The sequence below is a fragment of the Streptomyces sp. BF23-19 genome (assembly GCF_041106355.1).
Taxonomy (GTDB): domain Bacteria; phylum Actinomycetota; class Actinomycetes; order Streptomycetales; family Streptomycetaceae; genus Streptomyces; species Streptomyces virginiae_A.
On record NZ_JBGBPT010000034.1, the window covers coordinates 55,246 to 75,589 of the forward strand.

Annotated in this window: 21 protein-coding genes; 12 read left to right on the forward strand and 9 right to left on the reverse strand. The window is 72.4% G+C overall.

The genetic code is table 11. The features are described 5' to 3' along the window. Positions 1-21: 21 nt before the first annotated feature. From AB8A24_RS20425 to AB8A24_RS20455, 7 genes are all read left to right on the forward strand, one after another. Positions 22-1,278: an MFS transporter gene (locus AB8A24_RS20425; protein ID WP_369477003.1), complete on the forward strand. Its 1,257-nt coding sequence runs from the start codon at positions 22-24 to the stop codon at positions 1,276-1,278. Continuing rightward, the gene (locus AB8A24_RS20430) at positions 1,275-2,801 is read left to right on the forward strand and encodes an ATP-binding protein (RefSeq protein ID WP_328964098.1); all 1,527 of its coding nucleotides are present in this window, start codon (positions 1,275-1,277) and stop codon (positions 2,799-2,801) included. The genes AB8A24_RS20425 and AB8A24_RS20430 overlap by 4 nt, the downstream gene beginning before the upstream one ends. Before the next feature lie 12 nt (positions 2,802-2,813). Further along, on the forward strand, positions 2,814-3,155 hold the full coding sequence (locus tag AB8A24_RS20435) for a nuclear transport factor 2 family protein (protein WP_033226107.1): 342 nt from the start codon (positions 2,814-2,816) through the stop codon (positions 3,153-3,155). Positions 3,156-3,270: 115 nt separating this feature from the next. Next, on the forward strand, positions 3,271-3,918 hold the full coding sequence (locus AB8A24_RS20440; RefSeq protein WP_369477005.1) for a TMEM175 family protein: 648 nt from the start codon (positions 3,271-3,273) through the stop codon (positions 3,916-3,918). A gap of 72 nt (positions 3,919-3,990) precedes the next feature. Beyond that, positions 3,991-5,301, forward strand: a complete 1,311-nt coding sequence (locus AB8A24_RS20445; protein ID WP_369477007.1) for an IS701 family transposase — start codon at positions 3,991-3,993, stop codon at positions 5,299-5,301. Then, positions 5,301-6,452, forward strand: coding sequence for an XdhC/CoxI family protein (locus AB8A24_RS20450; RefSeq protein ID WP_328964100.1), 1,152 nt, complete (start codon positions 5,301-5,303; stop codon positions 6,450-6,452). Before AB8A24_RS20445 ends, AB8A24_RS20450 begins: the two co-directional genes overlap by 1 nt. A gap of 124 nt (positions 6,453-6,576) precedes the next feature. Continuing rightward, positions 6,577-8,040 (forward strand): GuaB1 family IMP dehydrogenase-related protein, encoded by a 1,464-nt coding sequence (locus AB8A24_RS20455; protein WP_369477025.1) that lies wholly within the window; start codon positions 6,577-6,579, stop codon positions 8,038-8,040. A gap of 83 nt (positions 8,041-8,123) precedes the next feature. Here AB8A24_RS20455 and AB8A24_RS20460 read toward each other — a convergent pair whose 3' ends face one another. The 8 genes from AB8A24_RS20460 to AB8A24_RS20495 form a co-directional block, all read right to left on the reverse strand. Further along, positions 8,124-9,365 (reverse strand): histidine kinase, encoded by a 1,242-nt coding sequence (locus tag AB8A24_RS20460; RefSeq protein ID WP_328964101.1) that lies wholly within the window; start codon positions 9,363-9,365, stop codon positions 8,124-8,126. After that, complete coding sequence (locus tag AB8A24_RS20465) at positions 9,362-11,092, reverse strand: cation acetate symporter (protein WP_328964102.1); 1,731 nt, start codon at positions 11,090-11,092, stop codon at positions 9,362-9,364. The genes AB8A24_RS20460 and AB8A24_RS20465 overlap by 4 nt, the downstream gene beginning before the upstream one ends. 118 nt (positions 11,093-11,210) lie before the next feature. After that, positions 11,211-11,486, reverse strand: coding sequence for a hypothetical protein (locus tag AB8A24_RS20470; protein ID WP_328964103.1), 276 nt, complete (start codon positions 11,484-11,486; stop codon positions 11,211-11,213). Positions 11,487-11,674: 188 nt separating this feature from the next. Then, a complete protein-coding gene (locus tag AB8A24_RS20475; RefSeq protein ID WP_369477010.1) occupies positions 11,675-12,511 on the reverse strand; it encodes a LytR/AlgR family response regulator transcription factor in 837 nt (278 codons plus the stop codon). 126 nt (positions 12,512-12,637) lie between these two features. After that, positions 12,638-13,654, reverse strand: a complete 1,017-nt coding sequence (locus tag AB8A24_RS20480) for an SCO0930 family lipoprotein (RefSeq protein WP_369477026.1) — start codon at positions 13,652-13,654, stop codon at positions 12,638-12,640. A gap of 116 nt (positions 13,655-13,770) precedes the next feature. After that, entirely contained in the window at positions 13,771-14,796 is a 1,026-nt protein-coding gene (locus AB8A24_RS20485; protein ID WP_369477012.1) for a GDSL-type esterase/lipase family protein, read from the reverse strand. Positions 14,797-14,846: 50 nt separating this feature from the next. Then, a complete protein-coding gene (locus tag AB8A24_RS20490; RefSeq protein WP_328966054.1) occupies positions 14,847-15,212 on the reverse strand; it encodes an SDR family oxidoreductase in 366 nt (121 codons plus the stop codon). Further along, the gene (locus AB8A24_RS20495) at positions 15,202-15,456 is read right to left on the reverse strand and encodes a hypothetical protein (RefSeq protein WP_328964105.1); all 255 of its coding nucleotides are present in this window, start codon (positions 15,454-15,456) and stop codon (positions 15,202-15,204) included. Before AB8A24_RS20495 ends, AB8A24_RS20490 begins: the two co-directional genes overlap by 11 nt. A 323-nt stretch (positions 15,457-15,779) precedes the next feature. On the opposite strand from AB8A24_RS20495, the gene AB8A24_RS20500 reads away from it, so the two are divergent. Both AB8A24_RS20500 and AB8A24_RS20505 read left to right on the forward strand, forming a co-directional pair. Next, positions 15,780-17,270, forward strand: a complete 1,491-nt coding sequence (locus tag AB8A24_RS20500; protein WP_369477015.1) for an amino acid permease — start codon at positions 15,780-15,782, stop codon at positions 17,268-17,270. A 10-nt stretch (positions 17,271-17,280) separates the two neighbouring features. Beyond that, positions 17,281-17,736, forward strand: coding sequence for an Lrp/AsnC family transcriptional regulator (locus AB8A24_RS20505; protein WP_369477017.1), 456 nt, complete (start codon positions 17,281-17,283; stop codon positions 17,734-17,736). Between the two features lie 76 nt (positions 17,737-17,812). Here the strand turns inward: AB8A24_RS20505 and AB8A24_RS20510 are convergent, their stop codons facing one another. After that, complete coding sequence (locus AB8A24_RS20510) at positions 17,813-18,523, reverse strand: GNAT family N-acetyltransferase (protein WP_328964107.1); 711 nt, start codon at positions 18,521-18,523, stop codon at positions 17,813-17,815. Between the two features lie 40 nt (positions 18,524-18,563). Between AB8A24_RS20510 and AB8A24_RS20515 the strand changes: the two genes are divergently transcribed. From AB8A24_RS20515 to AB8A24_RS20525, 3 genes are all read left to right on the forward strand, one after another. Further along, positions 18,564-18,833 (forward strand): hypothetical protein, encoded by a 270-nt coding sequence (locus tag AB8A24_RS20515; RefSeq protein ID WP_328964108.1) that lies wholly within the window; start codon positions 18,564-18,566, stop codon positions 18,831-18,833. Between the two features lie 87 nt (positions 18,834-18,920). Then, positions 18,921-19,319, forward strand: coding sequence for a hypothetical protein (locus tag AB8A24_RS20520; RefSeq protein ID WP_328964109.1), 399 nt, complete (start codon positions 18,921-18,923; stop codon positions 19,317-19,319). Between the two features lie 201 nt (positions 19,320-19,520). Beyond that, positions 19,521-20,321 (forward strand): carbon-nitrogen hydrolase family protein, encoded by an 801-nt coding sequence (locus tag AB8A24_RS20525; protein WP_328964110.1) that lies wholly within the window; start codon positions 19,521-19,523, stop codon positions 20,319-20,321. Positions 20,322-20,344: the final 23 nt, after the last annotated feature.

Sequence of the window (20,344 nt, forward strand, 5' to 3'; positions counted from 1 at the left end):
ACGGGGGAGTGGAGTGACGCAGTGGCCGACACATCCGAGACGACCACGGGGGTAACGGTGGACCCAGCCGCGCACGCGGCCGGTGCGCCCAGAGGCTCCGGCTTCTGGGTGGTGGGAGCGGTCCTCGTCCTGCTGATGCTCTCCTCCTCCGTGCCCTCCGCCCTCTACGTGCTTTACCAGCAGGAGTGGGGGCTGTCCTCCGGCACGATCACGGTGGTCTTCGCCCTGTACGCGGTCACCGTGCTGGCCGGGCTCCTGCTGTTCGGCTCCCTCTCCGACACCCTGGGCCGCCGCCCGGTCCTCGGTGGCGCCCTGGTCCTGGCCATGGTCTCCATGGTCCTGTTCGCCGGGGCCCAGGGACCGGGCCTGTTGCTGGCCGCCCGCGCCGTCCAGGGGCTGGCCGTGGGCCTGGCCACCGGGGCGATGGGCGCGGCCCTGCTGGAACTCAGCCCCGCGGCGAGGCCCGCGCTCGGCGTCCAGGTCAACAGCGCCGGCCCCACCGTGGGCATCGGCCTCGGCGGGATCGGAGCCGGACTCCTCGTCCAGTTCGCGCCCGCCCCGACCGTGCTGAGCTACCTGCTGCTGGTCGGCGCCTTCGCCGTGACCCTGGTGGGGGTGGTCCGGATGCGGGAGAGCGCACCGGGCGCCGGCGGCCGCTTCCGGGTGGTCCCGCACCGGATCCGGGTACCGGCGGACGCCCGGGGCCGCTTCGCCGTCCTCGTTCTGACCATCGTCGCGGTCTGGTCGGTGGGCGGCTTCTACCTCTCGCTCGGCCCGCACCTGGCGCTGTCCCTGCTGCGGTCCACCAACTACCTGGTCGGCGGGGCCACGGTCGCCCTGCTCGCGGGCGCCGCCACCGCCGCCCAGCTGATGCTCGGCCGCACCGAGGCGCTGCGCACCGCCGTGCTCGGCCTGCTCGGCCTCCTCGCCGGACTCGGCCTGGTGCTGCTCTCGCTGGGGATCCGCTCGGCCGTCGTGTTCCTCGTGGCCACGGCGGTCCTCGGCAGCGGCTGGGGCGCGGCCTTCCTCGGTTCCTTCCGCGCGCTGAGCACCCTCGCACAGCCGGCGCACCGGGGTGAACTGACCGCCGCCGTGTACGTCTTCGCGTACCTCGCGATGAGCGTGCCGGCGGTCCTCGCCGGGATGCTGACCAACATCCACGGGCTGCACCGCACTTCGGTCGGCTTCATGGCCGCCGTGGCCGGCGTGTGCGCGCTGGCCCTGCTGGCCACCCTGCGACTGGCCGCCCGTACCCGGGCCGAGGGGAGTACGGCGTGAACGTGGCGGACATGAAGGGCCCGGAGCTACGGTCGGCCCTGCGCGAGCTGGAGATCTTCGCCGGGATCACCGACGAGCAACTGGACTGGCTGGTCTCGGTGTCCGAGCCCCGGATCCTGGCCGACGGCGACGTCCTGTTCCGGGACGGCGAGGAGGCCACCGGCTTCCACGTCCTGCTCTCCGGCGGGCTGGTCGTCACCAAGGTCGTCGACGGCCGGGAGGAGGTGCTCACCCGGCATTCCACCGAGGAGGAGAGCGCCGCCGCCGAGGAGCACGACGGCAAGCCCTCCGCCGCCCACCGGTTCACCGGCGAACTGCCCCTGCTGACCGACGGCTCCTACGTGGCCACGGCCGCCGCCAGCGGCCCGTCGACCACGGTGGTGGCCTACCCGAAGCCGGTCTTCTTCGAGATGCTGACCCGCTGCCACGGGGTGGCCGCCGTACTGATCCCCGTACTGGCCTGGCGCATCAAGTCCTCCGAGGTCCAGGCCCGCAAGCGGGCCACCGTCGAGGCGCTCGGCACCCTGGCCGCCGGGCTCGCCCACGAACTGAACAACCCGGCCGCCGCGGTGGCCCGGGCCGCGCAGGAACTGGCCCCCGCCCTGGACCGGCTCACCCGTACCGCCCAGGCCTGGGGCGCGGCCGCCTCGGGCGTGGAGCGCTCGCTCCTCGACCGGCTCGCCGACGAACTGGACAAGCTGCCGCCGCCGGCGACCACCGACCCGTTCGCCCAGGCCGACGCCGAGGAGGAGATCGCCGACTGGGCCGAGGAGGCGGGCACCGAGCGGCCCGGCCTGCTCGGATCCGGGGTCGCGGACCTCGGACTGGAGCTGGGCTGGTTGCTGGAGCGGCTGGCGGGCGTGGGGGAGTCGGCCCTCGCCCCGGCCCTGGACCACCTGGCGGCGCTGCTGGAGATCCGCTCGCTCGCGGCGGAGCTGCGGGCAGCGGGTCCCAGGATCTCCCAGCTCGTCTCCGCCACCCGGGATTACGCCAACCTCGACCGGGCGCCCGAACAGCGCTTCCCGGTGACCGACGGACTGGAGAACACGCTGGTCGTCCTGCGTGCCAAGCTCGCCGGTATCAGCATCGTGCGTGAGTACGAGCCCGACCTGCCCGAACTGACGGGCTATCCCAGCGAGTTGAATCAGGTGTGGACCAACCTGGTCGACAACGCGGCGGAGGCCATGGAGGGCTCCGGCGTCCTGACCCTGCGCGCCCGCGCCGAGGGCGTGTGCATGGTCGTGGAGATCGCCGACACCGGCCGCGGCATCCCGGCGGAATCCCTGCCGCGGATCTTCGAACCCTTCTACACCACCAAGGACGTGGGCAAGGGCACGGGCCTGGGGCTGCACCTCAGCTACCGCATCGTGACCCAGCGCCACCACGGGTCGATCGCCGCCCGCTCGCGTCCCGGTGAGACCCGGATGGTCGTCCGGCTGCCCTTCGCCGGCAGCGCCCAATCCTGCGTCTCACCTGCGACAACACCCGAAACGGCACCCATCGTGGGCACCTCTCCCAGTTGAAACGGAGTCGACATGGCCAACTACGACATCTCCAAACTGCACCCGGTGTTCGTCCGCCAGATGGAGGCGCTGGCCGCCCTGGACATCGAGGCGGTGATGAAGAACTACACCGACGACGCCGTGCTGCTGCGCTTCGAGGGGGTCTCGGTCGGCATCGAAGCGGTTCGCGAGACGTTCACCGGCTATCTCACGGTGAAGCCCACGCTCGTCGAACTCCAGGAGTACATCGAGACCGAAGACACCATCTTCTACCGGGCGATCATGAGCCTGAACGGTGAACCGGAGCACGCGTTCGGGACGCTCGTCGTCCGCGATGGCCGAATCTGGCGCCAGACCGCCGGATTCGGCAGCTGACGGCCGGAATCTGGGTAGCGTGTGCGGGGAGGGCGCCGCAGCGCCCTCCCCGTATGTGTGGCCCGGCCGCGGGCGGCCGAGTCGCATATATGCGAGGCATGGTAAAGGGGAGGTCATGGAAAGCGAAACGGGCCGTATCGAGGCATTCAGTGACGGTGTATTCGCCGTCATCATCACCATCCTCGTTCTGGAATTAAAGGTTCCGGAAGAAACCGGCTCGGACTTCTGGCACGGAGTCCGGGAACAGTGGCCGCATTACGCCGCCTATGTGGTGAGTTTCCTCATCATCGGTGTCATGTGGGTGAATCACCACACCATCTTCAGTCACCTCAAGCGGGTCGACCGTCCGCTGTTGTTCCTGAATCTTCTGGTGCTGATGGTGGTATCGGTGGTCCCGTACACCACCAACGTCCTCGCCGAGCACCTCATGGAGGAAGGCGGCTCCGCCAACGCGGCAGCGGTCCTCTACAGCGGCGTCACCGTGGCCTACGCCCTGGCGTTCCTGGCCTTCTGGTGGTACGTCACCCGGGTCGGCCACCTCTTCCACGAGCAGGTCGACAAGGAAGGCGCACGCGCCACACGGGTGCGCTTCGGCCTCGGTGTCATCGCCTACCCCCTCACCGTCCTGCTGGCCTTCTACTCCGCACCACTCACACTTGTCGCCCACTTCCTGATCGCGATCTACTATGCGGCGAACCAGATCCCCATCCCCCTCGTGGTAGAGGAAGAGCGGCTCGAAACTGCCAGCGACCTCAGGAAGTAGCCGCCGGGGCCTACGGCCGTTCTATGCGGTCAAGTAGGGTATTGGATCTAGCTGGTCGCGGGGGAGGCCCAGATGGCTCGCGTAGTCCTGCCGGAGGATTCCACGACGGAAATCTCCGAATTGATCGACGTCCTGATCTCTCTTCTCTTCGAATCATTACCCCGGCGGGACCAGCGAAACTGGGCCCGCGTTTATCTGAACGGCCTGGTGCGGACCACCGGGAAGAAAACAATTCGTAACATCGCCGGAACAGGGGCCAGTTCCGTCGAGCAGAGCCTCCAGCAGTTCATCAGCAAGTCCCCCTGGGACTGGACCCCGGTCCGCCGCTCCCTCGCCCAGCACCTCGAACGCACCGCACAGCGCCCCCTGGCCTGGGTGCTCCAGCCCATGGTCATAGAGAAGGCGGGGGACCGCTCCGTCGGCGTCGGCCGGCAGTTCGTCCCCCAGCTCGGCCGCACCGCCAACTGTCAGCAGGCGAGCGGGATCTGGCTCGCCTCCAGTGAGGCCAGCTTCCCGGTCGAATGGACCCTCACCCTCCCCGGGCCCTGGACCAGCGAACTCCTGCGCCGCCGCCGGGCCGGCATCCCCGACACGGCACGCTCCCTCACCCCCGCCCAGGACGCCGTACACGCCGTCCAGCGGATGGCCGCCGGCTGGCAACTCCAGCGCCGGCCCGTGGTGATGGAGGTCGCCAACTGCGATCTCCCGCAGAGCATCGAGTCCTTCACCCTCCAGGACATCCCCTTCGTCTTCAAGGTCGACGGCTCACTGCCCGTCTCCTTCGGCGGCGCCGGACGCCACAAACCCGGGCCGCACACCGCCCCCGCCCGCGAACTCATCGACTCCCTGCGCTCCCAGCGCCGCGTCGTCGAATGGACCCGCCACGGCCGCGCCGAGGGTGCCGTGACCCTGCTGACCTCGGCCTCGATCTTCGCCACCCCCTGCGAGGACCGCCCCGTGCCCGCGCCGCCCACCCCGCTGCTGCTGGTCGGAGCCTGGACCGAAGCCGCCCTGCTGCCCTCCGAGTTCTGGATCACCAACATCGGAGACCGGCCGCTCGCCCAGCTGTTCCTGCTCGCCAAGCTCACCGACCGCGTCTCCCTCGACTTCGCCGAGATCTGCGAACCCGTGGGCATCCGGGACTTCGAGGGCCGCTCCTTCCGCGGCTGGCACCACCACGCCACCCTCGCCAGCGTCGCCCACGCCGCGAAACTGCTCGGCGCGCGCCCGCGGCTCCCCGACGGCTACCCCGGCCCCACCCGGTCGGCCGCCGCCACGGTCGGGCCGCCCCGGCAAGCCACGGCCCGGCCGGCGACCCCGGCCGTCCTGCCGCCGCGCCCCCACCTGCCCGGACAGACCCCCCGCCGCGAATACATCCGCTGATGCTCGACATCGCCGAGCAGCTACGCGCGTGGTGCGCCGCGCAGCGGGAATTCGCGCTGGCCACCGTCGTCGCCGTCAGTGGGAGCGCTCCCCGCGGCCCCGGCGCCTCCCTCGCCGTCGACGACAAGGGCACCGCGCTCGGCTCCATCTCCGGAGGCTGCGTGGAATCCGCCGTGCACGAGCTGTGCCTCGACGCCATCGCCTCCGGCGAAGGCGGCCTGCACCGCTTCGGCTACAGCGACGACGACGCCTTCGCCGTGGGCCTGACCTGCGGCGGAGTCCTCGACGTCCTGGTCACCCCGGTGCGCGGGCTCGACCCGGTCCGCCCCGTGCTCGGCTCGGTGCTCGACGCCGCCGCCGGGGGCACCCGGGCCGCGCTCGCCCGGGTGGTCTCCGGACCGCCGTCCCAACTGGGTCGGGCGCTCGCCGTCCACGCCGACGGCTCCTACGAGGGCGGGCTCGCCGGCGGCCCCGACCTGGACCGGGCCGCCGCCCGGCAGGTACGGGCGCTGCTGCTGGCCGGACGCACCGGCACCGCCGAGCTCGGCACCGCCGGCGGGCTCTGCGGCGAGCCCCTGACCCTGCTCGTCGAATCGGCCGCCGAACCGCCCCGGCTGCTGGTCTACGGGGCCATCGACTTCGCCGCGGCCCTCGCCCGGATCGGCGCCTTCCTCGGCCACCGGGTCACCGTGTGCGACGCCCGGCCCGTCTTCGCGACCCCGGCCCGCTTCCCCGACGCCGACGAGGTGATCGTCGACTGGCCGCACCGGCACCTGGCCGCCGAGTGGGCCGCGGGCCGCCTGGACTCCCGTACCGCGGTCTGCGTCCTCACCCACGACGCCAAATTCGACATACCGCTGCTGGAACTGGCCCTGCGGCTGCCCCTGGGCTACGTGGGCGCCATGGGATCGCGGCGCACCCACGCCGAACGCGAGAGACGGTTGCGGGCCGAGGGCGTCACGGACGCCGCCCTGGCCCGCTTGCGCTCGCCCATCGGACTCGACCTCGGCGGCGCCACCCCGGAGGAGACCGCGCTGGCCATAGCCGCCGAGTTCACGGCCGTCCGACACGGCGGATCGGTACTCCCGCTGGCCCGCCGCCGCGGCCCCGTCCACCGCCGGGCACAGCCCGCCGGGACCAAGGTCCCGTAGGAAAGGACCACCCGGCCCGGTATGTCCTGGACGATCAGCCCGGGCGGCGTGAACGCCAGGTCGTGGGAGAATGAAGTACGTGCGTTTCCTCGGCTGTCCTGCCGGGGCGTAGACGGATCCTTCGATCGACTGGGATGTTCAGCACGTGCGTTTCCTCAATGACCTGAAGCCGCCGTACGACCTGACGTACGACGATGTGTTCATGGTGCCGAGCCGCTCCGCGGTCGGTTCCCGTCAGGGTGTCGACCTGTCCTCGCCCGACGGCACCGGCACCACCATTCCCCTCGTCGTGGCCAACATGACCGCCATCGCGGGCCGCCGGATGGCCGAGACGGTCGCCCGCCGCGGCGGAATCGTCGTCATCCCGCAGGACATCCCGATCGAGGTCGTCACCGACGTCATCTCCTGGGTGAAGACCCGCCACCTCGTGCTCGACACCCCGATCACGCTGGCGCCCACCCAGACGGTCGCCGACGCCCTGTCCCTGCTGCCCAAGCGCGCCCACGGCGCCGGTGTCGTCCTCGACGCCGAGGGCCGCCCGGTCGGCGTCGTCACCGAGCACGACCTGACCGGTGTCGACCGCTTCACCCAGCTCTCCGAGGTCATGTCGAGGGAGCTGCTGCTCATCGACGCCGACATGGACCCCCGCGAGGCCTTCAACCAGCTCGACGCCGGCCACCGCAAGCTGGCCCCGGCCGTCGACAAGGACGGCAAGCTCGTCGGCATCCTCACCCGCAAGGGCGCCCTGCGCGCGACGCTCTACACCCCCGCCACCGACGCGAACGGCAAGCTGCGCATCGCGGCCGCCGTCGGCATCAACGGCGACTTCGTGGCCAAGGCCAAGCAGCTGCTCGACGCGGGCGTGGACACGCTCGTCATCGACACGGCGCACGGCCACCAGGAGTCGATGATCAACGCGATCAAGGCCATCCGCGCCCTGGACCCGCAGGTCCCGATCGTGGCCGGCAACATCGTCGCCGCCGAGGGCGTCAAGGACCTCATCGACGCCGGCGCGGACATCATCAAGGTCGGTGTGGGCCCCGGCGCCATGTGCACCACCCGCATGATGACCGGCGTGGGCCGCCCGCAGTTCTCCGCGGTGCTGGAGTGCGCGGCCGAGGCCAAGAAGCACGGCAAGCACGTGTGGGCCGACGGCGGCGTCCGTCACCCGCGCGACGTGGCGATGGCGCTGGCCGCCGGCGCGTCCAACGTGATGATCGGCTCCTGGTTCGCCGGTACCTACGAGTCCCCGGGCGACCTCCAGCAGTCCGCCGACGGGCGCCTCTACAAGGAGTCCTTCGGCATGGCCTCCGCCCGCGCGGTGCAGAACCGTACGAGCGAGGAGTCGGCCTACGACCGCGCCCGCAAGGGTCTGTTCGAGGAGGGCATCTCCACCTCGCGCATGTTCCTCGACCCGACCCGCCCGGGCGTCGAGGACCTGATCGACTCGATCATCGCGGGCGTCCGCTCCTCGTGCACCTACGCCGGTGCCGGCTCTCTCGCGGAGTTCGAGGAGAAGGCCGTGGTCGGCATCCAGTCCGCCGCCGGTTACGCCGAGGGCAAGCCGCTGCACGCCAGCTGGAGCTAGTACTTTCCGTGCCGCGACCCCGGCCGTCCCTGGTGGACGGACCGGGGTCGCGGGCGTTCTCCGGGCATGGGCTCCGTCCGTCCTCAGGGTCGGGGAGGACGGTGTCCCGAGGGCGAACTGTGCACGCCCACGCGGTACTTCGGGATGCGCAAGGTGACCTTCATGCCGGCCCCGACGCCCGTCTCCATCACCGGACCGTAATCGTCCCCGTACACCTGCCGGATCCGCTCGTCGACATTGGGCAGCCCGATCCCGGAGGAACCCCCGTGCTCCCCGGCCAGGATCCGGCGCAGCAGGGTCGGATCCATCCCGACCCCGTTGTCCTCCACCGTGATCACCGCCTCCGCGCCCGCGTCCCGCGCCGTGATCGTGATCCGGCACTCCTCGGTGGAGTCCTCCAGCCCGTGCTTGACGGCGTTCTCCACCAGGGGCTGCAGGCACAGGAACGGCAGCGCCACCGGCAGCACCTCCGGTGCCACCTGCAGGGTCACCTTCAGCCGGTCGCCGAACCGGGCACCGGCCAGCGCCAGATACTGCTGGACCGAGCGCAACTCCTCGGCGAGCGTGGTGAAATCACCGTGCCGACGGAAGGAGTACCGGGTGAAGTCCGCGAACTCCAGCAGCAGCTCCCGGGCCCGCTCCGGATCGGTCCGGACGAACGAGGCGATCGCGGCCAGCGAGTTGAAGATGAAATGCGGGGAGATCTGCGCCCGCAGCGCCTTGATCTCCGCCTCCATCAGCCGGGTCCGCGACCGGTCCAGCTCGGACAGCTCCAGCTGCACCGACACCCACCGCGCGACCTCCGTCGCGGCCCGCACCAGCACCGCGGACTCCCGCGAGCCGTACGCCACCAGCGCGCCCAGCACCCCGTCCTCACCGGTCAGCGGGGCCACCACCGCCCACTTCAGCGGACAGTCCGGCCGCTGGCACTCGGTCCGCACGCTCTGGCTGCGCCCCGACGCCAGCATCACCGCCACCCGGGCCATCGCCCGCCGCTGATGGTGGTCCGCGCCCGGACCGTCCCAGGCCAGCACCGACTCCCGGTCGGTGAGGCACAGCGCCTCCGTGCCCAGCAGCGACCGCAGCCGCCGGGCCGCCTTGCGGGCGGCGTCCTCGGTCAGTCCGGCGCGCAGCGGGGGAGCGGCCAGCGAAGCCGTGTGCAGGGTGTGGAAGGTGGCCCGCTCCACCGGGGTCCCCAGGTCCATGCCGGCCGACCGCTCCCCGTGCCGGGCGTGCCGGCGGCCCGCCGCCCAGCCCACGCCCAACAGCAGCACCGCGCCCGCCACCGCCAGCACGGCCACGACCGCCGGTGCCACCCCGGTCACCGCGCACCCCCCGCCCGCTCCCCGGCCACGACCTCCGGCAGGTGCAGCCGGGCCAGGGTGGCCGCCGTGCCCGCCGGGATCCGCGACCGCGTCGCCAGCGACACCGCCACCATCGTCAGGAACCCGAGCGGCACCGACCACGCCGCCGGCCACGCCAGCAGTGTGTGCGTCCACCCCGGCGGCGCCAGCTCGGCCCGGGTCGCCAGCACGGCGCCCAGCGCCGCCCCGCCGCCCGTCACCAGCCCGGCCACCGCACCCGGCGGGGTCAGCCCGCGCCACCAGATGCCCAGCACCAGCAGCGGACAGAACGAGGACGCCGACACGGCGAAGGCGAGTCCCACCGCGTCCGCCACCGGTACCTCGGTCGCCGCCACGCTCCCGGCCAGCGGCACCAGGATCGCCACGACCGCCGCCGAGCGGAAACTGCGTATCCCGCGCGCCGGCAGCACGTCCTGGTGCAGCACCCCCGCCACCGCCATGGTCAGCCCCGACGCCGTCGACAGGAACGCCGCGAAGGCACCCCCGGCCAGCAACGCGCCCAGCAGATCGCCGAGCGGCCCGCCGAGCATCCGCCCGGGCAGCACCAGCACCGCCGCGTCCGCGTCACCGGTCAGGGCGAGCTCCGGCGTGTAGATCCGGCCCAGTGCCCCGTACACCGGCGGCAGCAGGTAGAAGACGCCGACCAGCGCGAGCACGACCAGCGTGGTGCGCCGCGCGGTCCGCCCGTCGGGGCTGGTGTAGAACCGCACCGCGACGTGCGGCAGGCCCATCGTGCCGAGGAAGGTCGCCAGGATCAGCCCGTACGTGGCGTACAGCCGGTACGCGCGCAGCCCGTCGGAGGTCGGCACCGACCAGGTGGACACACCGGGCCGGGCCTCGGCCCGGGTGTCCGGGACAGGCGTGTCCGGGGCGAACTCCAGTCGCGCGTGCGCCCGTACGACATGCTCACCGGCGGTCAGGGTCAGCGGCGCCGACAGGTGGTCGCGCCCGTCCACCTGCCCGGTCACCGTCACCGTCAGCGGATCTGCCACCGACAGCCGCACGTCCTGCGCGACCGTCACCGAGGTGTGCTCGCGGAAGACGGCCGGGGCGTCGAAGGTCGCCCGCGGCGCCCCGTCCCCGACCCAGGCCGCGATCAGGAAGAAGGCCGGCACCAGCAGGGCCGTCAGCTTCAGCCAGTACTGGAAGGCCTGGACGAAGGTGACCGAACGCATCCCGCCGCACGCCACCGCCACCGTCACCACGAACGCGACCACCAGCCCGCCGACCCAGTGCGGGGCCCCCGTCAGGATCTCCAACGTCAGCCCGGCCCCCTGCAACTGCGGCAGCAGGTACAGCCAGCCGACCCCGAGCACGAACAGCACCGCGATCCGGCGCACCACCAGCGACTCCAGTCGTGCCTGCGCGAAGTCGGGCAGCGTGTAGGCGCCGGAGCGGCGCAGCGGGGCCGCCACCAGGACGAGCAGCACCACGTACCCGGCGGTGTAGCCCACCGGGTACCAGAGCATCTCGGGCCCCTGGAGCAGCACCAGCCCGGCCACCCCGAGGAAGGACGCGGCGGACAGGTACTCGCCGCTGATGGCCGCCGCGTTCAGGCGGGGCCCCACCGTGCGCGAGGCGACGTAGAAGTCGGAGGTGGTCCGGGACATCCGCAGGCCCAGCGCGCCGACCAGGATCGTCACCAGGACGACGACGGCGACCGCGGTCAGCGCGTACGTCTGGTTCACCGGGCGGTCCTTCGGCAGGGGGGGAGAGGTGTCCGGAGTCTACGCACGCCCCTGACCGGGCGACAGGCGCGATTCGGACCCACCGGAGCCGTCGGATCCGACCGGCCGGACCCGCCCGTCAGACGGCCGGGTCGCGGTGTTCCGCACAGTCGCGCAGGGCGATCTCCAGCTCCACGTACGACTCCTCCGCGCGCCGGAACGCCAGCGTCAGGGCCGCCTCCGCGCGCGGCGGCACCTGCTCGCGTACGCCCTCGCGGGCCTCGTAGAGGATGTCGGCCCAGCGGGCGGCCGCACTGCGCAGTCGGGCCAGCAGCGCCTCGGCCTCGGCGGGCCCGGCCGGCCGGGCCCGGGGCAGCCCGCTCAGGGCGTCGACCAGCGCCTGGATCTCGGACATCTCGCTCCTCCCGCGCCGGAAGATCCACGATACGAGAGGGGCGACGGCGCCGAGGGCCGATCGGAGCGGCGGTGCGGCCGACGGTTCCGGCGGATCGCCGTACGCCCTTCCCGGCGCGACGAACGGCGCTCCCGAGCGCCGGACGGTCAGGGGCGAACGGCCCGAGGCGCCTGGGAGGCAGGCCGGTTTCAGCCGGTCGCCTGCCGCATCAGCAGGTCCCGCAGCTCCCTCGCGTGTCTTCGGCTCACCTGGAGCTCCGCGGTTCCCACCCGGACACTGGTGGTCCCGGCCTCCAGCCGGAGTTCGTCGATCCGGGCCAGCGCCACCAGATGACGGCGGTGGATCCGTACGAACCCGCGCGCCGCCCAGCGCTCCTCCAGGGTGGACACCGGGATCCGGACCAGGTGGCTGCCCTCGTCGGTGTGCAGGCGGGCGTAGTCGCCCTGTGCCTCCACGTAGGAGATGTCCGCGATCGCCACGAAGCGGGTGACCCCGCCGAGTTCGACGGCGATCTGGTCCGGCGCCCGGTCGGCGACGTTGACCTCGGCGACCGGGCGGCGCGGCGCGGGAACGGCCGGGCCGCCCGCCGGCGCGGCGTCGCCGGTCACCACGCCCGCCGGGCCCTCCTCGGACCGGCCCAGTTGCTCGCAGGCCCGCCGGACGGCCTCGGCGAGCCGCTCCGGGCGCACGGGCTTGAGCACATAGTCCACGGCCTTCAGGTCGAAGGCCTGTACGGCGAAACCCTCGTGGGCGGTGACGAACACGATCAGCGGGGGCCGCGCGAACCCGGCCAGCAGCCGGGCGATGTCCAGCCCGGTCAGCCCGGCCATGTGGATGTCCAGGAACACCACGTCGATGGCGTCGGCCCCGTCCGGGCCGGACTCCAGCGCCCGGGTGACCCGACGCAGGGCCTCGGTGGCGTCCGAGGCACCCTCCGCACTGCGCACCCGGGGGTCGGAGCGCAGCAGGTAGAGGAGTTCCTCCAGGAGCGGCTTCTCGTCGTCGACGGCCAGTACGCGCAGCATGCGGCCGAGTCTAGAGAGGACTTGCCGGGGGCGGAACGGGAACGGGCGCGGCCCCCGCCCAGGGGGGATGTGGGCGAGGGCCGCGCGAACGGGGTGGGGGGAGTGAGGGGGCGGTGGGGGCAGGGGCTACTGGATGGTGATGAGCTTGCCGTCGGGGGACACGGCGTACCAGGTGCCGCCCACGCCCTGGCCGTTGACGTCGCCGGGCTTCTTGTCACCGGTGAAGGTGTAGACGGGCCAGCAGTCGATCGCCTGCTGCTTCTTACCGTCGGGGCGGTCCAGTACGGAGTAGCCCTTCTCCACGATGCCCTTGGCGTTGGCCTTGTCCACCGGGGGCACCACCGGCCACTTGGCCACGCAGTCCCCGGTGCAGTTGGAGGCCATCGGCCAGGCGGTGTCCTTCTTGAACCGGTAGACGGTCATGCCCTTGCCGTCGACGATGTGGTCGCCCAGCTTCGGGTCCTTCGCGACCGACAGCCCGGGGGCCGCCTCGGCGGCGCCACCCGCCGGGGCCTCGCCCTCGGCCGGAGCCGCGGGCGCCGGGGTCGCGGGCGCCGGGGTCGCGGTCGCCGCTCCCTTCGCGGCCTTCTTGCCGTCCGCCGCGAGTGCGAACCACACCCCGCCGACGCCCTGACCGTTGAGGTCGCCCGCCTTGGTGTCCTTGCTGTAGCGGTACGCGGGCCAGCCGCCCACCGTCAACTGCTTGCTGCCGTCGGTGCGCACCACCTCGCCCAGCAGGGCCGGGTCCATGCCGGCGGCGGCGGTGACGTCACCGGCGGCGACCACCGGCCAGGTCTTCTCGCAGTCCCCGTCGCAGTTGGACTTCGGCGGCTTGGCCGTGTCCTTGTCGAACCGGTAGAGGGTGAACCCGGCGCTGTCGGTCAGGACGGGCCCGACCTTGTCGTTGGAGGCCATCGCCAGCTGCCCGGCCGGCTTGGCGTCCGAGGCGGGCGCGGCTCCGGCGCCGTCGGAGCCGTAGGCGCCGTCGGCGGCGGCCGGGGCCTTGTTGTCCTGAGCGGCTGCGGCGGCCCCGACCGGCTTGGTCGTGTCCGCGGCCTTGTCGTCCGTGGGGCCGCAGGCCGTCGCCGCGAGGACGACGACGATCGCGGCCGCGGCCAGGGTGGTTCCGCGCTTGATGCCCATCTTGATCTCTCCCACGTGTGGTGTCCGGTGTCCGCCACCGTGGTGGCGCCAACTGTGCTCAGGACACGCTCCGATGGGAGAGATCTGTTCAAGCCGTTCGGTGTGGGGTGTTTCACTCACCCCGCACCGAACCCGGTGCGCCGCAGAGCCGTGGCCACAGCGAGGCCAAGAACCTGATGTCCGCTGTCGTTGGGGTGCAGCCCGTCCGCCAGGTGCTCGGGACCGAGCAGGTCCCGGCCCGGGAGCACGGCCAACCGGTCGTCCCCGGCGGCGATCCGGTCCCGGGCGGCCCGCTCCATCGCGTCACGCAGGGCGCCGAGGGTGGCGCCGAGCTTGTTCGGGGTGCGCTCGGCGTCGGGCCGCAGGACGGGGGAGACCAGCAGGATCGGGGTCCGCGGGTGTCCCTGGCGGACCAGTTCGAGGAACGCGCGCGTGGTCTCGTACAGCAGGGGAGCCGAAAAGGGCACCCGGGACCAGCAGTTGGTGCCGAAGGCGAGGGTGAGGACGTCGGCGGGCAGGCCCGCGAGCTGTTCGGCGGTGGTCAACTCACCGCGCGCGGCCCCCGCGTAGCCGAGGTTGACGGTGTCCCAGCCGAGCGCCCGGCCGGTGACGGCGGGCCAGCCGTGCGCGGGGCGGGTGGACCACCAGCCCTCGGTGATGGAGTCGCCGTGCACCACCCAGCGCGGCCCCGGCGGCGCCGGAGCGAGCGGGCCGCCGATCCCGCGCAGCCCGAGGATCAGCGGGGACTGGGTCTCGGGCGGGTGGATGGTGAAGGGGCCGGTGCCGCCGCCCAGGCCGATCCGTACGACGGCTTCCGCGGCCGGGTCGGTGAACACCTCGGTGACCACCCCGTGCCGGTCCCACAGCGCGAAGCCGTGCGCGAGGTCGCGCAGCGCGTCGGTGGGGCCGGGCACGGTCGCCCGGTAGCGGACCTCCACCGCCCGCGCGGTCTCGGTGGTGAACTCCAGCCGGACGCCGATGGGCAGGGTGGAGCGCTCACCGGTGTCCCAGGGCAGCCGCATGGTGTCGGCCGGATCGGCGCGGACCGGCCGCCCCCGGTCCAGCCAGGCGACCCCGCGCAGGAAGGGCAGCGCGTCCTGCCAGGGGGCCGGCTCGTCCGGATGGCGCTGCAGCCCGAGCACGGGCTCCGCCGGCAGGCCCGGTCCTGCCGGCCCCGCTGGTCCCGGTGGTATCACTGGTCGCCTCCGATCGTCGGGTAGGGGAACGTCACGCCGACCCCGCCGTCCACCACGAGCGTCTGCCCCGTGACGTACGAGGACAGCGGCGAGGCCAGGAAGTACAGGGCGGCCGCGATGCCCGCGGTCTCGGCGACCCGGCCCAGCGGGGCGTTCTCCGCGTTGCGCCGCCGCCCCTCGGTGCCCAGCAGGGCGGCGACCCGCGGGGTCCTCACCACCCCCGGTGCCACCGCGTTCACCCGTACCCCGCTCGGACCCGGTTCCACCGCCGCGGAGCGCACCAATGACATCGGAGCGGCCTTCGCGGCCCCGGGGCCTCCGGGAACAGGTCGCGTACGGCCGCGCGGCAGGTCACGTCGCAGCGGTGGGGGAGAGCCCCGGTCCCGGTGGTTCCGGCCGCCGCCCGCTGCCCGTCGACGGGGCGGTCGCGTGGACGAGCGTGTAGGCGCTGACCCGGTCGGTCGTCACATCGGTGAGCGGGCGCGGGTCGCCGATCTGCTCCGCGGCCTCCCGGTAGGCCCGTTGCTCGGCTCCGCGCCGGCCGTGCGGAGGGGACCCGGGCGAGGGCTGCGGGACGTCGATCTCGTAGAGCACGTCCAGATCCATGGCGGCACGTTGCGGCAGATCTGATGAAGTGTCAAGAAAGGGGGTCAGGGGTGACCTGCGCAGCGATCGATCATCCCTACGCAACAAACGACTGTCAGTGACCGATCCGCGCAACGATCGTGCGCCAATGTGCAAGGATGGTGCATTACGGGCGGTATCACTCAGCTCGTAGGCTCACTCGCTGTACGTGGAGTGGCGCGGATCGCCTGCTCGGCGGTCCCCCATGAGCAGACCCTTCTTCCGACGGGCCCTGCCCTGCTCCGGATCGTCGCGGTCGACGCCTCCCCTGACCTCCCCGATCCGCAGTGACAAGGAGTCCCCTCGTGCTCGACCACGGCCAGGCGCCACCGCTCGCCTCCGAGGCCCGTAGGCCCGTCAACCCGCTGCTCCGCCGCAAGCCGGTGGAGCAGCTGGTCTCCGAGGGCGGCCAGGGTGAGGGCGGCGCGCTGAAGCGTTCGCTCACGATGTGGCAGCTGACCATGATCAGCATCGGCGCGACCCTGGGCACCGGCATCTTCGTCGTCCTCGGCGAGGCCACCCCGATCGCCGGTCCGGCCGTCTTCATCGCCTTCATCGTCGCGGGCCTGACCGCGCTGTTCTCGGCGCTGTCCTACGCCGAGCTCGCGGGCTCCATCCCCGTCTCCGGCTCCTCGTACTCCTACGCCTACGCCACCATGGGTGAGCTCATAGCCTGGATCTGCGGCTGGTGCCTCGTCCTGGAGTACGGCGTCTCCGTCGCGGCCGTCGCCGTCGGCTGGGGCCAGTACCTCAACGAGCTGCTCGACGGCACCCTCGGCTTCACCATCCCCGAGGGCTTCTCCGCCCCGCTGGGCGAGGGTGGCTACATCAACATGCCCGCCCTGGTCGTGGTCCTGCTCTGCATGGTCTTCCTGCTCCGCGGGGCCAAGGAGAGCGCCCGGATCAACACGATCATGGTCGCCGTCAAGATCGTGACGCTGGTGCTCTTCTGCGTCATCGGCTTCATGGGCATCAAGGCCGGCAACTACACTCCGCTGGCTCCGCTCGGCGTCACCGCGATCAGCACCGCCGCCTCCATGCTGTTCTTCTCGTACATCGGTTTCGACGCCGCCTCCACCGCCGGTGAGGAAGCCAAGAACCCGAAGAAGGACCTGCCGCGCGCGATCATGCTGTCGCTGGCCATCGTCACCGCGATCTACTGCCTCGTCGCCCTGGTCGCCGTCGGCGCCATGCCGTGGCAGGAGTTCGAGGGCAGCGAGGCCGCCCTGGCCCAGATCATGGAGAACGTCACCGGACACTCCTTCTGGAGCGTCATCCTCGCCGCGGGCGCCGTCGTCGCCATCGCCAGCGTCGTCTTCGCTGTCCTCTACGGCCAGACCCGCATCCTCTTCGCGATGTCCCGCGACGGCCTGATGCCCAAGGCCTTCGCCAAGGTCGACCCGAAGTCCGGCACGCCCCGCGTCAACACGATCATCGTCTGCCTCTTCTGCGGACTGCTCGCCGCCTTCATCCCGCTGGGCGAGCTGGCGAACGCCACCAGCATCGGCACGCTCTTCGCCTTCGGCCTGGTCAACGTCGCCGTCATCATCCTGCGCTACACCCGCCCGGAGATGAACCGCACCTTCAAGGTGGCGCTCTTCCCGGTCACCCCGATCGTGGGCTTCCTGCTCTGCGCCTACCTGATGACGGAGCTGCCCGGACTCACCTGGCTGTACTTCGGTGGCTGGATGGCCGTCGGGCTCGTGATCTACTTCTTCTACGGCATGCGCCGCTCCAGCCTGGCCACTGTGGCCGCCCTGGCCGCCTCGGCCGCGGAGGCCGCTGAACAGAAGTGATTCACCCCCCGTGCGACTGAACGATCTCGACGAACGCATCGTGCACGCCCTCGCCGAGGACGCCCGCCGCTCCTACGCGGACATCGGCTCCGAGGTCGGGCTCTCCGCGCCCGCCGTCAAGCGGCGCGTGGACCGGCTACGCGCCGAAGGCGCCATCACCGGCTTCACCGTCCGCGTGGACCCGGCCGCCATGGGCTGGGAGACCGAAGGCTTCATCGAGATCTACTGTCGGCACAACACCTCGCCGGACGACATCCGGCGAGGACTGGAGCGATACCCCGAGGTGGTGTCCGGGTCGACCGTCACCGGCGACGCGGACGCCCTCGTCCAGGTCTTCGCCTCCGACATGCGCCACTTCGAGCGGGTCCTGGAACGCATCGCCGGCGAGCCCTTCGTGGAACGCACCAAGTCGGTACTCGTCCTCTCCCCGCTCCTGCGCCGCTTCACCTCGGGCGCGCCCGCCTAGGCCCGCTCTTCCGGATCTCCGGCCACGGCGGCCACGGCCACGGCGGCCACGGCCACGGCGGCCACGGCCACGGCGGCTACGGCCGCGGGGTGCGCAGTCCCAGGAACAGGGGGCTGCGGCGCAGGGTGAAGCCCATCGACTCGTAGAGCCGCACCGCCCCGGTGTTGGCCTCCGCCGCGTGCAGGAACGGGCGCTCCCCGCGCTCACGGACCTCCGCCGCGACCGCGCGTATCAGCCGGCCGGCCAGGCCCCGGCCCTGGTGGTCCGGGTGCGTGCACACCGCGCTGATCTCCGACCAGCCCGTCGGCCGCATCCGCTCCCCGGCCATCGCGACCAGCCGGCCCTCGTGGCGGATCCCGAGGTACGTGCCCAGCTCCACCGTCCGGTCCAGGAACGGGCCGGGCCGGGTCAGCTCCACCAGCTCCAGCATCTCCTTCACATCGCCGGGCCCCAGCGGCACCGCCTCCGGCTCGGCCACGGCCCGGACCGCCCGGCCGTCCAGCTGGACACCCGGAACGCTCACCGCCGTCTCCCACCCCGGCGGCGGGGTCAGCAACCCGGTCACCCAGACCCCCTCCCCGGGACCGGCCAGCGCGGCCAGATCCGCCCACGCCCGTGGGTCCTGCGGATCGGCGAGCGCCGCGAACGGCGACGTGTCCCGCGTGTAGCGGGCCGCCAGACCCGAGGGCGCGAACTCGGCGAACTCGCGGTGCGGCCCGGTCAGCGCGGCCCAGACCGGATTGTCGAGTACCTCACTGCCGCACAGCGTGCCGCTCTCGGGGGACATGGGTGCGTGACTCCTTCCGTAAGGCGACGGCGTCCAGGTCGTGACCGCCTTCTTGACGACCCCCGGCGCCGCCACGAAACTGCGGGGGACGGCCATGACGGACGACGCCCGCCACCGGAAGCCTAACCAGCACCGGACGGCGGCGGCCGAGGACAAGGGACGGGGGTGGGCGGCAGTGGACACGGCCCGGACGGCGCACGCGGACAGGGACACGGACACGCGGGCCCGGACCCTCCGGCGCTGGTGGCTCACCCGGCGCCTGCACATCGACCTCCTGCGGGTGTGCAGCGCATTCGGCCCGCGCGGCTGACCCCCCACAGAGACGAGTGACCCGGCCCGGGCGCGCGCACCGCGCCGCCCGGGGCCCAGCCGTGTTGTCCTCCACCCCAGGAGAGTCATGTCGCACACCGTCCTGCCCCGCACCCCGCTGCCCCGCACCGGCCCGGCGCCCGCCCCGCGCGGCCGCATCGGAGCCGGCTTCTCCCCCGTACCGCACCGCTACCACCTCTACCTCCGCGTCGGCTGTCCCCACTCCCTGCGGATCACCGACACCCTCACCGAGCTGGGCCTGGCCCACACGATCACCGCCACCGTCCTCGGTACGGACCACCGGGCCGCCGAGTACACCGCACTGCGCCTCGCCTACGAGGCCACCGGCCACCACTTCGACGGCACCCTGACCGTCCCGGCCCTCGTCGACAGCTGGAGCGGCCGCGTCGTCTCCGACCACACCCCCGACATCCTCGACGACCTGCGCTTCCTGGCCGGCCACCCGGCCTTCCGCGCGGGCGCCTAGCAGGGGGCCGCGGCGGGAGCCGCGCAGGGCCCGTACGGGGTCCACGAGGGGGCCCGGGGGCGCCCGCGCAACGAATCGCCGCGTCGGTGGTGGAACACGCAACGAATCGATGCGCGGAGCGCAACGCTCACGGCTTGTCCGGGTCGAACGCGCGAACGTACCGTTTTATGACCCCCTCCCCGCCTGTCACAGAGGTAGCCCATGGCCCCGCTGCGCACCGCCCTCCTCCAGAGCTCCGGCGTTCTCGGCGACACCGCCGAGAACCTCAAGGCGCTCGACGAGGCAGCGGCGCGCGCCGCACAGAGCGGGGCCGGGCTCCTCGTGACCTCGGAGATGTTCCTGACCGGCTACGCGCTGGACCTCCAGGACATCCCCGGCCTCGCCGAACCGGCCGACGGCGCCTGTGCCCAGGCCATCGGCGAGATCGCCCGCCGCCACGGGATCGCCGTCCTGTACGGCTACCCGGAGGGCGCGGACGGCGTCGTGTACAACGCCGCCCAGCTCATCGGCCCCGACGGCGCCGCGCTGGCGAACTACCGCAAGACCCACCTCTTCGGCTGCTTCGAACAGGACGCCTTCACCCCCGGCGACACCCCCGTCGTCCAGGCGGACCTGAACGGCCTCCGCATCGGCATCATGATCTGCTACGACGTGGAGTTCCCCGAGAACGTCCGGGCGCACGCGCTCGCCGGCACCGACCTCCTCCTGGTGCCGACCGCGCAGATGCACCCGTTCCAGTTCGTCGCCGAACAGCTGGTCCCCGTAAGGGCCTTCGAGAACCAGATGTACATCGCGTACGTCAACCGCACCGGCCCGGAAGGTGAGTTCGAGTTCGTCGGACTCAGCTGCCTGGCGAGCCCCGACGGGGTCACCCGGACCCGGGCCGGACGCGGCGAGGAGCTGGTGTTCGGCGAGGCCGACCCCGAGCTGCTGTCCGCATCGCGCGAGAACAACCCGTACCTGCGCGACCGCCGACCCGGGCTCTACGCCTCCCTCGTCTGAGCCCTCTTCCTCCCCCAGCCCTG

Bases quoted from the DNA above. Each gene is read 5' to 3' on its own strand.
- AB8A24_RS20435 (WP_033226107.1), top strand. From the start codon at position 2,814: ATGGCCAACTACGACATCTCCAAACTGCACCCGGTGTTCGTCCGCCAG.
- AB8A24_RS20440 (WP_369477005.1), top strand. From the start codon at position 3,271: ATGGAAAGCGAAACGGGCCGTATCGAGGCATTCAGTGACGGTGTATTC.
- AB8A24_RS20445 (WP_369477007.1), top strand. From the start codon at position 3,991: ATGGCTCGCGTAGTCCTGCCGGAGGATTCCACGACGGAAATCTCCGAA.
- AB8A24_RS20450 (WP_328964100.1), top strand. From the start codon at position 5,301: ATGCTCGACATCGCCGAGCAGCTACGCGCGTGGTGCGCCGCGCAGCGG.
- AB8A24_RS20470 (WP_328964103.1), bottom strand. From the start codon at position 11,486: ATGTCCGAGATCCAGGCGCTGGTCGACGCCCTGAGCGGGCTGCCCCGG.
- AB8A24_RS20475 (WP_369477010.1), bottom strand. From the start codon at position 12,511: ATGCTGCGCGTACTGGCCGTCGACGACGAGAAGCCGCTCCTGGAGGAA.
- AB8A24_RS20480 (WP_369477026.1), bottom strand. From the start codon at position 13,654: ATGGGCATCAAGCGCGGAACCACCCTGGCCGCGGCCGCGATCGTCGTC.
- AB8A24_RS20495 (WP_328964105.1), bottom strand. From the start codon at position 15,456: ATGGATCTGGACGTGCTCTACGAGATCGACGTCCCGCAGCCCTCGCCC.
- AB8A24_RS20510 (WP_328964107.1), bottom strand. From the start codon at position 18,523: ATGTCCCCCGAGAGCGGCACGCTGTGCGGCAGTGAGGTACTCGACAAT.
- AB8A24_RS20520 (WP_328964109.1), top strand. From the start codon at position 18,921: ATGTCGCACACCGTCCTGCCCCGCACCCCGCTGCCCCGCACCGGCCCG.
- AB8A24_RS20525 (WP_328964110.1), top strand. From the start codon at position 19,521: ATGGCCCCGCTGCGCACCGCCCTCCTCCAGAGCTCCGGCGTTCTCGGC.